13 protein-coding genes are annotated in these 13,469 nt (G+C 46.5%); all 13 read left to right on the top strand.

The window, feature by feature from the left end; all coding sequences use genetic code 11:
- Positions 1–95: 95 nt before the first annotated feature.
- The 13 genes from ACFPRA_RS22140 to rnr all read left to right on the top strand — a co-directional run bounded on the left by ACFPRA_RS22140 (position 96) and on the right by rnr (position 13,422).
- Positions 96–299 (top strand): hypothetical protein, encoded by a 204-nt coding sequence (locus tag ACFPRA_RS22140; RefSeq protein WP_381439560.1) that lies wholly within the window; start codon positions 96–98, stop codon positions 297–299.
- A gap of 387 nt (positions 300–686) precedes the next feature.
- Positions 687–1,265 carry a LemA family protein gene (locus ACFPRA_RS22135; RefSeq protein ID WP_381440011.1) on the top strand — a complete coding sequence of 193 codons (579 nt, stop codon included), beginning with the start codon at positions 687–689 and terminating at the stop codon, positions 1,263–1,265.
- A complete protein-coding gene (locus ACFPRA_RS22130; protein ID WP_381439557.1) occupies positions 1,262–2,101 on the top strand; it encodes a TPM domain-containing protein in 840 nt (279 codons plus the stop codon). Before ACFPRA_RS22135 ends, ACFPRA_RS22130 begins: the two co-directional genes overlap by 4 nt.
- Positions 2,102–2,203: 102 nt before the next feature.
- Positions 2,204–2,446, top strand: a complete 243-nt coding sequence (locus ACFPRA_RS22125) for a glutaredoxin family protein (RefSeq protein WP_381439555.1) — start codon at positions 2,204–2,206, stop codon at positions 2,444–2,446.
- Between the two features lie 146 nt (positions 2,447–2,592).
- Positions 2,593–3,615 (top strand): sugar-binding transcriptional regulator, encoded by a 1,023-nt coding sequence (locus ACFPRA_RS22120; RefSeq protein ID WP_381440009.1) that lies wholly within the window; start codon positions 2,593–2,595, stop codon positions 3,613–3,615.
- A gap of 96 nt (positions 3,616–3,711) precedes the next feature.
- Positions 3,712–4,719: a type I glyceraldehyde-3-phosphate dehydrogenase gene (gene gap / locus ACFPRA_RS22115; RefSeq protein WP_381439553.1), complete on the top strand. Its 1,008-nt coding sequence runs from the start codon at positions 3,712–3,714 to the stop codon at positions 4,717–4,719.
- A gap of 223 nt (positions 4,720–4,942) precedes the next feature.
- On the top strand, positions 4,943–6,127 hold the full coding sequence (locus ACFPRA_RS22110) for a phosphoglycerate kinase (RefSeq protein WP_381439551.1): 1,185 nt from the start codon (positions 4,943–4,945) through the stop codon (positions 6,125–6,127).
- A gap of 15 nt (positions 6,128–6,142) precedes the next feature.
- Positions 6,143–6,904, top strand: a complete 762-nt coding sequence (tpiA, locus tag ACFPRA_RS22105) for a triose-phosphate isomerase (RefSeq protein WP_381439548.1) — start codon at positions 6,143–6,145, stop codon at positions 6,902–6,904.
- Positions 6,897–8,423, top strand: a complete 1,527-nt coding sequence (gene gpmI / locus ACFPRA_RS22100; RefSeq protein WP_381439546.1) for a 2,3-bisphosphoglycerate-independent phosphoglycerate mutase — start codon at positions 6,897–6,899, stop codon at positions 8,421–8,423. The genes tpiA and gpmI overlap by 8 nt, the downstream gene beginning before the upstream one ends.
- A gap of 14 nt (positions 8,424–8,437) precedes the next feature.
- Positions 8,438–9,733 (top strand): phosphopyruvate hydratase, encoded by a 1,296-nt coding sequence (eno, locus tag ACFPRA_RS22095; RefSeq protein WP_381439544.1) that lies wholly within the window; start codon positions 8,438–8,440, stop codon positions 9,731–9,733.
- Positions 9,734–9,967: 234 nt separating this feature from the next.
- Positions 9,968–10,198, top strand: a complete 231-nt coding sequence (gene secG / locus ACFPRA_RS22090) for a preprotein translocase subunit SecG (protein WP_381439541.1) — start codon at positions 9,968–9,970, stop codon at positions 10,196–10,198.
- A gap of 79 nt (positions 10,199–10,277) precedes the next feature.
- On the top strand, positions 10,278–11,024 hold the full coding sequence (locus ACFPRA_RS22085) for an alpha/beta hydrolase (protein WP_381439539.1): 747 nt from the start codon (positions 10,278–10,280) through the stop codon (positions 11,022–11,024).
- Between the two features lie 43 nt (positions 11,025–11,067).
- Positions 11,068–13,422: a ribonuclease R gene (rnr, locus tag ACFPRA_RS22080; RefSeq protein ID WP_381439537.1), complete on the top strand. Its 2,355-nt coding sequence runs from the start codon at positions 11,068–11,070 to the stop codon at positions 13,420–13,422.
- Positions 13,423–13,469: the final 47 nt, after the last annotated feature.

Genomic DNA, 13,469 nt, shown 5'->3' with positions numbered 1-13,469 from the left:
ACCAATTCGGTTTTGGCTCTTTTTTTCATTTTTGATTATTTACCCTTTAACATTTAATATGAAAGAAACATATTAGATCGGAAGAGGTGGTAATTATGGGGAAAATATTACCATTCAAAACTAGAAAGCAATTGGAAACTGACAAGGCAGTAAAAGTTATGCGTGAGTGGGAAGCTTACTTAGAATGGGAAGAAGCTAATTGGCATCATATTGAAGAAAGGGATGTATTGGAAAAAGACCAACGAATCTCACAAGAGGAAATTGAATGGCTAAATGAATGGGTAAAGAAAAATGATTAATATCAGCTCCGTCTGTTGCATAGATTGTCGAAGACAACATTTTACCGGATTGTTAAAGGGTATGAAACACAAAATACGTTCAATGAGCAGTGGTCATTGAACGTTCACCAGTAAACTTTTTTACACATATTTTACACAAGATATACAAGAAACCTTATAGAATAGGCATTTACCTTCTGCTATATACGTCCGCCGAGGCATTCTAGATGTAACGACTTTCCCTTGAAAAATCTGCAAGCTCATAATGGGCTTGCAGATTTTTTTTATTCCCTTAACGAAATGGTGAAACTACTCGTGAGTTTGTCCAGCATATAGTAATTATCCGAAAAGTTTTATGACGTGAAGGAATAGGGTAAATAGATGAAAATGAAAGGTAGGCGTGATGATATGCGAAAAGTGCTTGGACCGATTGCGGGTATTGTCATACTTTTGGTCGTTCTCGGTATTCTGTTTGTCCCGAGCTATAACAAGTTTGTGACGCAGGAGGAAAATGTGGATCAGGCGTATGCACAAGTGGAGAATCAGCTACAGCGCAGACTTGATTTGATTCCCAATTTGGTGAATACGGTGAAAGGTTTTGCGAGTCATGAGAAAGAAGTGCTTGGCGATATTGCAAATGCCCGGTCAAGGTTAGCGGGAGCACAGGGGCCGGAAGAGCAGGCAGATGCGGATGCGGCATTGTCTGGTGCATTGAGCAGACTTCTTGTTGTCGTTGAAAATTATCCCGAGTTGAAAGCCGACGCGAATTTCCGTCAACTGATGGATGAACTGTCAGGGACGGAAAATCGGATTGGTGTTGCGAGACAGGATTATAATAACGAAGTCGCGACGTACAATCGACAAGTGAAACGTTTTCCGGGGAAAATCGTGGCAACCGTTTTCGGATTTGAAGAAAAAGAATATTTCAAAGCCGATGCAGCTGCAAATGAGGCACCGAAAGTGGACTTCGGAGAGGATGGAAAGTGAGGCGACAAGCTGTCCGCATCGCAGCAACGATTTGTTTACTCTGCTTCGCCTATCATCCGATCGCAGTATGGGCAGCTGACGTCCCACCTTGGGATCCATATGATTACTATATACAAGATCATGCAAATGTCTTGTCATCGGAACAAAAAGAAGAGCTCAATCGTTACGGTCAGCAATTGAACGATGCGACAGGGGCTGAACTAGCGGTATTAACGTTACCGACTATCGGTAATGAAGCAATCGATACTTTTGCGACGAAAGCGCTGCGGGCATATCAATTAGGCAAGCAGGAGGAAAATAACGGTGCCTTGTTAGTTGTCACGACTGTAAAGGGTGAAAGCGGAAGACGTGAATTCTTTCTGACGACAGGTTACGGTTTGGAAGGTGCGCTTCCGGACGGTAAAATCGGCAGGATCATTGATCAGCTGGCATACCCTTATCTTGAGCAAGGAGAGCCTGATAGGGCCATCATGGAGGCTTATAAAGCGTTTTACAATGAAATTGCTGCAGAATATAACTGGGAAGGCGAAATCGCTCCAGTAACAGCTCCAGATCAACAAAAGAGCGATTCGGATTTTGGCATCCCATTTCCGATTATCGTTCTCATCATCATCTACATCTTGTATCGCATCGGACGTAACGGTGGTGGTAGAGGAGGAGGCGGAGGAGGCGGAGGTTCCGGTCGTTACCGCGGAAGAGGCAGCGGTCCGATTTTCTTCCCGGGATCCTTTGGTGGAGGAAGTGGCGGTGGATTTGGCGGCGGTTTCGGAGGCGGAGGCGGCTTCACCGGCGGCGGTGGTTCCGGCGGTGGAGGTGGAGCAGGACGCGGTTGGTGAATCAAACTGGACATGAAATTTCAAAACGGACGGCATACACGGGCAATCTACTGTGCATCCGTCCGCTTTTTCATTATACTGAAGGTAGATGGATGAAAAACGATGAGGTGTTCAAAAATGCATGTGACGTTCTATACAAAACCGGGTTGTCATCTTTGTGACGAAGCGGAATTGATGTTGAAGCTTGTTCAAAAAGACTTTCCATTGACATGGACAACAGTGGATATTGAAACGGATGATGCTAGTCATGAAAAATATATGCTAATGATTCCGGTCATTGAAAAGGACGACGAAGTGCTGTTATTCGGCTCGATTGGCTACGCGGATATCGTCGAATTATTGTAAAGCATAGTTCTTTATGTTTGAACTTTTAAGAAAAAAGGCATATACTATGTACGAAAAGTATATTTTTTTGCCCTATGTGGGACGTTTTGTTGTGTGGTGGGACGATAAGTGTCCAATAAATTTAGAGGAGGCTACCATTGGACGCGGTGATGGAAGCACAAAGTAAGCTTGTGCCTGAAATGATGGAATTGATGCAACAAAGATACCGGATATTGAAGTTTGTCAAAATGGCAGGTCCAATTGGGCGACGGACAATCGGTCAAATGGCTGGTCTTTCGGAGCGAGAAACGCGCACGATGGTAGAGTTGCTAAGAGCGCAAAACCTCATTCTTATTGAGAAAAAAGGAACTACAATCACTGCGGAAGGAAATCGAGTATTACAAGCGCTTGAATCGGTGATGGACGATTGGTCCGGACGCACGATATTGGGCAAGAAGCTGACGGAGATGTTAGGCATTCGGGCTGTCCATGTGGTCAGTGGGAATTGTGACGCTGATACCACTTCCAAAAGTTTACTAGGTATGGAAGCGGCTAAACAGTTCATTGCTAATATAGGTGAAGGTAAAGTCGTCGCCGTTACAGGTGGTAGTACCGTAGCGTCGATTCCGCAGTATATAGCCCAAAGCAACGCGGATGACTTGCTGTTCATCGCGGCGCGCGGTGGTGTCGGTGACGATATTGGCTTGCAGGCAAATGTCATCGCGGCCTCATTCGCCAAAGCATGCGGCGGTTCCTATAATACCTTTTATTATCCGGAATCGTTGAGCCAGGAAGCGCATGAGGCGTTCCAGAAAGAGCCGTCCGTCCTGAAGATGCTCGACCTTTATGAAACCACGGATTGCGTACTGCATGGAATCGGTGATGCCCAAACGATGGCCACTTTGCGGAATACAGCGGATGAAGAAAGGCAAATGCTTTCGGATCAAGGGGCAAAAGGAGAAGCATTCGGCTATTATTTTGACAGCCAAGGGAGTATCGTACACCGCATTCGGACGATTGGCATCCAGACGTCCCAGCTGGAAAGAATTCCACTCATCCTTTCAGTGGCGGGTGGAGGCAGTAAGGCGGAAGCGATATTGGCATATATGGCCAGTGCGCCTAAACAGTCGATTTTAATCACTGACGAAGGGGCAGCAAATGAAATGCTGAAAATCTTGATCAACCCATAGTGGGATGGATTGGCACTGACCTTATCAGGGAATAGATTATATTGAAGATAAATTTGATTATAGTTAGCGACATAAAAAATGCGGAGGGATTTTATTATGACATTAAAACTTGCGATTAACGGATTTGGACGAATTGGACGTAAAGTATTTCGGGAAGCTATGAAACAACAGGAAATTGAAATCGTAGCCGTCAACGACTTGACGGATGCAGCGATGCTTGCACACCTTTTGAAGTATGACTCTGTCCATGGCGTCTATGAAGGCGAAGTAAGCGCGGATAATGACACACTTGTTGTCGATGGCAAAAAAGTGAAAGTCTATGCAGAAAAAGATCCGGCAGCATTACCTTGGGGTGAACTAGGCGTTGACGTCGTAGTCGATTCAACAGGTGTATTCACTAACAAAGCGGGATTGAGCAAACACCTTGAAGCGGGCGCGAAAAAAGTCATCTTGTCCGCTCCAGCAAAAGACGATATTACGACGCTCGTGATGGGTGTCAACCACGAGAACTATGACCCTGCAAGTGACGATATCGTATCGAATGCATCTTGTACGACAAACTGTCTTGCACCGGTTGTTAAAGTGCTTCACGAACAATTTGGTGTGAAACGCGGATTGATGACGACGGTTCACTCTTACACGAACGACCAACGCATTTTGGATTTGCCGCATTCTGATTACAGACGTGCACGTGCAGCTGCCGAAAGCATGATTCCGACAACGACAGGTGCAGCTTCTGCTGTAACGAAAGTCATTCCTGCATTGAAAGGGAAGCTAGACGGTATGGCTGTCCGCGTACCAACTCCGAACGTTTCGCTTGTGGACTTCGTTGCTGAACTGGACAAAGAAGTGACGAAGGAAGACGTGAACAATGCGTTTAAACAAGCAGCGGACAATGAATTGCAAGGCGTTCTTTACTACAATGAATTGCCGCTCGTTTCTAGGGATTACAATGGCAACACATCTTCTTCAACAGTGGATGGCCTTTCAACAATGGTCCTTGAAAACAATATGGTGAAAGTCATTTCTTGGTATGACAATGAATCAGCATACTCTGCACGTTGTATCGATTTGGCGCTTCATATGTACCGCAAAGGCCTATAATCGTAGTTAGACCGTGACAACATCCGACACAATTCAGCAAATTAAGTTAAATATAGCCACAAACAGCAATACCGCTTATAATGGGGTTGGGTAAAGGAACGGGGATTACCCCGTTCCTTCTTTTATTATGAAATTCAAATAGATTCGTTTCTATTTGAAATGAATGCGTTTGGCGGGTACACGTCTTAGCGTATTGGATAATCATTTGGAGGTGTGCATTTTCATGAAGTCTAAAAAGACGATGAAGGATTTGCAACTGGAAGGAAAACGAGTTTTTTGCCGGGTGGATTTTAATGTTCCGATGGAAGAAGGGAAAGTGACGGATGATACACGGGTTCGTGCGGCAATCCCGACAATCACTTATTTGACGGAACAAGGCGCGAAAGTTATCCTTGCAAGTCATCTTGGTCGACCGAAAGGCGAAGTGAAGGACGATATGCGACTCACAGCGGCAGGTGAAAAACTGGCAGAGTTGCTTGGAAAACCGGTGACGAAACTCGACACATCCATCGGGGAAGATGTGGAAAACGCCATTTCAAACATGAAAAATGGCGATATTGTCCTGCTTGAAAATGTTCGGTTCCATCCTGGGGAAGAAAAGAACGATGCGGAGTTGGCGAAACAATTTGCGGCGCTTGCAGATGTGTTTGTCAATGATGCATTCGGCGCTGCACACCGTGCGCACGCATCGACTGCAGGTATTGCGGAACATATCCCGGCCGTGTCGGGATTCTTGTTGGAAAAAGAGTTGGATGTACTCGGCAAGGCGTTATCCACGCCTGAGCGCCCTTTCACAGCGATTATCGGAGGCGCGAAAGTGAAAGACAAGATCGATGTCATCGATCATTTACTGGACAAAGTAGACAACTTGATCATTGGCGGTGGATTGTCTTACACATTCCTGAAAGCACAAGGCTATGAAATTGGAAAATCCTTGCTTGAAGAAGATAAAATTGATTTGGCGAAATCGTTCATCCAAAAGGCGAAAGATAAAGGCGTGAACTTGTATTTGCCAATCGACACGATCGTCGCAGATAATTTTGCGCTAGATGCCCAAACGAAAGTCGTGAAAGTCGATGCCATTCCGGCAGATTGGCAAGGCCTGGATATCGGGACGGAAACGGCTGAATTGTATGCGAAAGTCATTAAAGAATCGAAATTGATCATTTGGAATGGACCGATGGGTGTATTTGAAATGGAACCATTTGCTGGCGGAACTAAACGTGTTGCACAGGCGATGGCAGAAACGGAAGGCTACACAGTGATCGGTGGCGGAGATTCGGCAGCCGCTGTAGAAAAGTTCGGTGTCGCTGATCAGATGGATCACATTTCAACTGGCGGGGGTGCATCCCTTGAGTTTATGGAAGGGAAAGCATTACCAGGCGTTACAGCATTGAACGATAACTGAGTGGAGGGAATCGATTTGCGAAAACGAATTATTGCAGGAAACTGGAAAATGTATAAGACAGCTGAAGAGGCTAGAAGCTTTACGGAAGAAGTACTTGGGAAAGCACCTGTATCAGACAACTTAGAAGCAGTCATTTGTGCACCTGCATTATATTTACCTGAACTTGTCCAGTTGACGAATGCGTCTTCTATCGGGATAGGCGCCCAAACGATGCACGAGGCGGATGAAGGAGCTTACACGGGTGAAGTGAGCCCGGCGATGTTGGCTTCCGTCGGAGTCGGTTATGTCGTGCTTGGCCACTCGGAACGCCGTCAATATTTCAACGAAACGGATGCAGCCGTCAATCGGAAAGTCCATGCCGCTTTCAACCATCAGTTAACACCGATCGTTTGTGTCGGAGAATCATTGGAAGAACGTGAAAGTGGAAAAACGGTGGAACTTGTCGCGAACCAAGTGAAACAAGCTTTTGAAGGAATTAGCGAAGACTTAGCAAAAACAGCAGTCATTGCGTATGAACCGATTTGGGCAATCGGAACTGGAAAAACAGCAACTGCGGAAGATGCGAATGAAGTATGTGGTGCAATCCGTGCGACCATTGCTGAAGTGTATAATGCAGACGTGGCAGATCACATCCGCATTCAATACGGCGGTAGCGTCAAACCGGGTAATATTAAGGAACTTCTCTCCATGGATCATATCGATGGTGCGCTAGTCGGCGGCGCAAGCTTGGAGCCAGCTTCCTATTTGCAGTTGCTAGAGGCGGGCGCCAATGAGTAAAAGTCCTGTAGCGCTCATCATTTTGGATGGCTTCGGCCTTCGGGATGAGCGGCTTGGCAACGCGGTTGCACAAGCGAATAAGCCGAATTATGAACTGTTATGGGATAATTATCCCCACGCCACTTTGACAGCGTGTGGCGAAGCGGTAGGCCTTCCAGAAGGACAGATGGGGAACTCCGAAGTCGGTCATTTGAATATCGGAGCCGGCCGTATCGTCTATCAAAGCTTAACGCGCATCAATAAGTCAATCCGGGAAGCGGACTTTTTTGACAATGAAGCGCTCCTTCGCGCGGTTGCCCATGCGAAAGAACGTCAATCTGCGCTTCATGTGATGGGACTGCTGTCCGATGGCGGCGTACATAGCCATTATGAGCATCTGTTTGCACTGCTCCGACTTGCCAAATTGAATGGCATTGAAAAAGTGTACATCCATGGATTTTTGGACGGGCGTGACGTGGGGCCACAGACTGCCCTCGATTACATCGAACAGACAGAAAAGGTCATGCAAGAGCTTGGTGTCGGGAAATTTGCCAGCATATCCGGCCGTTATTATGCGATGGACCGGGATAAGCGTTGGGAGCGTGTTGAGAAAGCGTACCGCGCCATTGTCGATGGTGTGGGACTCACTGCTGCCACACCGACTGCGGGCGTCCTCGCTTCTTATGAACGTGAAGTGCATGACGAGTTTGTTGTGCCGTTCATCATCGAGGAGCTTGGAAAGCCGGTGGCAACAGTGGAAGATGGGGATGCGGTTGTCTTCTTCAACTTCCGTCCGGATCGTGCCATCCAGTTATCGCGTGTCTTCACGGATCCTTCGTTTGACGGGTTTGATCCCGGAGAGAAAAAATTTACGGACTTGAAATTTGTCACGTTCACACATTATAGTGATGAAGTGACTGCAGATATCGCCTATGGCAATGAAAATCTGGAAAACACGCTCGGTGAAGTGATCTCCCGCAATGGATTGACGCAATTGCGCATCGCGGAAACTGAGAAATACCCGCATGTCACCTTTTTCATGAGTGGCGGACGGGAAGAGAAATTTGAAGGAGAAGACCGGATTCTGATTGCCTCTCCGAAAGTGGCAACGTATGATTTGAAACCGGAAATGAGTGCATTTGAAGTGACGGACGCATTGATCGAGGGGATTCAAGAAGATCGGTATGATGCGATCATTTTGAACTTTGCGAACCCGGATATGGTCGGTCATAGCGGCATGCTGGAACCGACGATCAAGGCGATTGAAACCGTCGATCTCTGTCTAGGGAAAATCATCGATGCATTGACGGCAAAAGGCGGCAAGGCCATCGTGACTGCCGACCATGGCAATGCGGATGAAGTGACGACGACAGACGGTGCACCGATGACCGCTCACACGACAAATCCTGTCCCTGTCCTCGTGACGGACCCGGATGTTGAATTGCGAGAAGGTGGAATACTCGCGGACCTTGCACCAACAATGCTAAAATTATTACAGCTCGAACAACCGGTTGAAATGACCGGTAAACCATTATTTTAAAAGGGGAGACAAACATGCCAATTATTTCAGTTATCCAGGCAAGAGAAGTGCTTGATTCACGTGGGAATCCAACTGTTGAGGTAGAAGTATTTACAGAAAGCGGTGCGTTCGGGCGAGCGATCGTTCCATCCGGTGCTTCAACGGGGGAATATGAGGCAGTCGAACTGCGCGACGGCGATAAAGATCGTTATTTAGGAAAAGGCGTTTTAAAAGCGGTGAATCATGTCAATGAAATCATTGCAGATCAATTGGAAGAAGACTATTCCGTTCTTGACCAAATTTCGATCGACAAAGCGCTGATCCAACTCGATGGTACACCAAACAAAGGGAACCTGGGTGCCAATGCAATCCTAGGTGTGTCCATGGCGGTTGCTCGTGCAGCAGCAGATTATTTGGATATCCCACTTTACCAATACCTTGGCGGCGTCAATGCGAAACAATTGCCAGTTCCGATGATGAACATTCTGAACGGCGGCGAGCATGCGGATAATAACGTTGATATCCAAGAGTTCATGATCATGCCAGTGGGCGCGGAATCGTTCCGTCACGGTCTCCGTATGGGTGCTGAAATTTTCCATAGTTTGAAAGCTGTATTGCAAGCGAAAGGCTTGAACACAGCTGTAGGCGATGAAGGCGGATTCGCTCCGAACTTGGCGTCTAACGAAGAAGCATTGTCTACGATCATCGAAGCGATTGAAAAAGCGGGCTACAAGCCAGGCGAAGAAGTGCTTCTAGCGATGGACGTTGCCTCATCCGAGTTTTATAACAAAGAAGAAGGTACTTACAATCTTGCAGGCGAAGGCATCGTGAAAACTTCCGAAGAAATGGTCGATTGGTATGCAGAGCTTTGTGAGAAATATCCGATCGTTTCCATTGAAGACGGTTTGGATGAAAACGACTGGGCAGGTCACAAATTGCTGACAGAACGTCTTGGCAACAAGGTTCAACTGGTCGGCGATGACTTGTTCGTGACGAATACAGAGAAATTGAAACGCGGAATTGAAGAGGGCATCGGCAACTCGATCCTCATCAAAGTGAACCAAATCGGTACATTGACAGAAACATTCGATGCGATCGAAATGGCGAAACGCGCAGGCTACACAGCGGTCATCTCCCACCGTTCGGGTGAATCGGAAGATACGACAATCGCTGACATTGCAGTGGCGACAAACGCTGGTCAAATCAAGACAGGTGCGCCATCTCGTACGGACCGCGTTGCTAAATACAACCAATTGCTCCGTATTGAAGATCAATTGGATGATACAGCTCAATATCTAGGTGCGAAAACATTTTATAACTTGAAAAAATAATGATTGAATGGAAAACCCGCTTCGGCGGGTTTTTCATTGGTTTGAATGTCCTGAAATGCAACCAACTTGGCGTTGAGTGCAAGCAAATACAGTCCGGGTCAAGCAAACAGTTCGTGAATACAACCAAATGCGGAAGCTAGTGCCAGTTGCTAAATTGATGCTATAGGTTGTATCGGAGACCTGTCTTTGGTAAAATGATACTTATGTGAAGTTCGAATCAGGAGGTGGAACAGAATGCACGCTTTACTGATGACGCTGCTTGTGATCGTAGCACTTTCGCTAATCGTAGTCGTTTTATTGCAATCCGGGAAAAGTGCTGGTCTTTCAGGGGCGATTTCCGGTGGTGCTGAACAACTATTCGGAAAACAAAAAGCGCGTGGACTTGATCTCGTTCTTCAACGGGTAACAGTTGTACTTGCCATTTTGTTTGTTGTATTGTCAATCGCAATCATGAAATTCGTCTAATGGTTACGAAATATTGAATAGATCACTAACGCCTGACCGTCCGACTGGTCGGGCGTTTTTTGTAGGGAGGATAATATAGATGAGAATTGCGCAGCCAAAACCATTTTTCATTGAACAAGGAAAGCGGGCCGTTTTGCTTCTCCATGGATTCACAGGGACTTCAGCGGACGTCCGGATGCTCGGTCGTTTTCTAGAGAAAAAAGGCTACACATCACTCGCTCCTCATTATAAAGGGCACGGTGTTCCACCGGAAGAACTAATACATACAGGACCTGAAGAGTGGTGGGAAGACGTGCTTGCCGGCTATAACAAGCTGAAAGATGCCGGTTATGACGAAATTGCCGTCGCAGGATTATCACTTGGAGGCGTATTTTCCCTCAAAGTAGGGTATAACATGCCCGTGAAGGGAATTGTCACGATGTGCGCACCGATGACTATGAAAACGACGGATCTGATGTATGAAGGCGTTTTGAAATATGCGCGCGAATATAAGAAGTATGAAGGAAAAAGCGAGACAGAAATCGAAAAAGAAGTAGAAGCATTGCAACAACAATCGATGCCTTCACTCGCAGATCTTCGCGAACTGGTCGAGGATGTTCGCAACCATGTCGATCATATTTATGCACCGCTTTTCGTTGTCCAAGCGACAAACGATGAAGTGATCGATCCAGACTCTGCAAACATCATTTATAAAGAAGCCGAATCGGAAGATAAACAAATCAAATGGTATGAACAATCAGGGCATGTCATTACACTCGGACCGGAAAAAGCACAGCTCCATGAAGATATTTTCGAATTTCTTGAATCGCTCGATTGGACCGTGTGAAAGGAAGTAAAAATGACCATGCTAGGTCTATGTAGGAGGAGGGATGTACTTGGATCAATTTGACCAGGACATGCAAGATAAGTTGCTGTCCATAATGAAAGAAGAATCTTATAAGCCGCTTACTGTCCAAGAAATCCAGGAATTGATGGGTTATGAACAGGCAGCGGAATTTAAAGAATTAGTGAAAATGCTCGTTCACCTCGAGCAAAAAGGGATCATTATCCGTTCTCGGACGAATCGCTATGGCGTTCCCGAGCGCATGAATCTCGTTCGCGGGAAATTTATCGGCCATTCAAAAGGATTCGGTTTTGTCACGCCGGAGACGGAAGGGATGGATGATATTTTCATTCCGCCCCATGACGTCAATGGAGCGATGAACGGGGATATCGTCCTTGTCCGTGTAACGAACGGGACATCAGGTGATCGCCGGGAAGGGACCATCATCCGTGTTGCGGAACGGAAAACGACGAAGATTGTCGGAACTTATCAGGATAATCGAGGATTCGGTTTTGTCATTCCAGACGATAAAAAACTGCCGATGGATATTTTCATCGCCAAAGGGAATGCACTAGACGCAGTCGATGGCCATAAAGTCGTCGTTGAAATAACGGATTGGCCGAGTGACTTGAAATCGGCAACCGGTATGGTGACACAAATTTTAGGCCATAAAAACGACCCCGGTGTGGACATCATTTCGATCATCCATAAGCACGGCATCGAAGTCGAATTCCCGCAGGAAGTAATGGATCAGGCGAATAAGATTCCGGAAGAAGTGCAAGAACAGGACTTGTTCAAACGTAGAGATCTGCGGGATGAGCTGACCATCACCATCGATGGTGCCGATGCAAAAGACTTGGATGATGCCATATCCGTTGTGAAGAACGACGACGGGACGTATAAATTATCCGTTCATATTTCGGACGTCAGTTATTATGTAACGGAAAACTCACCGATGGACGAAGATGCGTTTGACCGTGGTACGAGTGTCTACTTGACGGACCGCGTCATCCCAATGTTGCCGCATAAGTTATCGAATGGGATTTGTTCCTTGAATCCGGGCGTCGACAGACTGACGTTGACTTGTGAAATGACCATTGACGGTAACGGGAAAGTCACCGACCATGAAATCTTCGAAAGTGTCATTCGCTCGAAAGAACGGATGACGTATAGTGACGTCTACCAAATCATCGACGAAAAAGACGAAGAACTTTCAGCGAAATATGCACATATCGTTCCAATGCTCAATGATATGGCAGACTTGGCAAAGATTTTGAAACAGAAACGGATCGACCGCGGAGCGATCGACTTTGATTTTAAAGAATCGAAAATCCTTGTCGATGAAAAAGGTTGGCCGACAGACGTCATCATTTTGGAACGTACCGTCTCGGAACGACTCATTGAAGAGTTTATGTTGGCGGCGAATGAAACGGTCGCAGAACATTTCCATTGGATGCAAGTGCCATTCATCTATCGGATCCACGAAGATCCAAAAGCGGAAAAACTGACGCGCTTCTTCGAGTTCTTAACGAATTTTGGTGTAGTCGTCAAAGGGACGGGCAATAAAGTCCATCCGCGCGCTTTACAGGAAATCGTCGAGTCGATCGCAGGATTGCCGGAAGAAACGGTTATTTCAACTATGTTACTGCGTTCCATGCAACAGGCGAAGTATTTCGATGAAAGTCTCGGTCATTTCGGTTTATCCACGGAGTTCTATACGCACTTCACGGCACCGATCCGTCGCTATCCAGACTTGATCGTCCACCGGCTGATCCGCACATATTTGATCGAAAAAGATGTATCGGGGCAAACACTCGCACATTGGGCTGCTTCATTGTCTGAAATCGCCCAGCATACATCCGAGCGGGAACGACGCGCAGTCGATGCGGAACGTGATACGGAGTCATTGAAAAAGGCTCAATTCATGCTCGACAAAATCGGAGAGGAATTCGAAGGCGTCATTTCATCCGTCACGAACTTCGGTATGTTCGTCGAATTGGAAAACACCATCGAAGGACTCGTACATGTCAGCTATATGACGGACGATTATTACCGCTTTGACGACAGACAAATGATGATGCTCGGTGAACATACCGGCAAACAGTTCCGAATCGGCGACGAAGTAACCGTGAAAGTGGCTGCCGTTAAACCGGAAGAATCCATCATCGACTTTGAAATCGTCGGCATGAAACAATCGTTCCACCGTGCACGCAAAGAACGACCGAAAGTCATCCATGCCAAGAAAAAGCAGGATGACAACCAATCCCGTGGTAAATCCAAAGACAAAAAGTCCGGAGACAAATCGAAAGACAAAAAGAAATCAGGCACGTACAATAAAAAGAAAAAATTCTACGAAGGCGTTGCCAAGAAATCGAAAGGCAAGCCGAAAAAGAAAAAATGACGCTGGGACGGCAGTTGCCGTCCCCGGGTTTCAATATAAAAGAGGGT

Source organism: Sporosarcina soli (genome assembly GCF_042655805.1).
In the GTDB taxonomy this organism is placed as follows: Bacteria; Bacillota; Bacilli; order Bacillales_A; family Planococcaceae; genus Sporosarcina; species Sporosarcina soli.
This window is presented reverse-complemented; position numbering and strand designations above follow the sequence as displayed.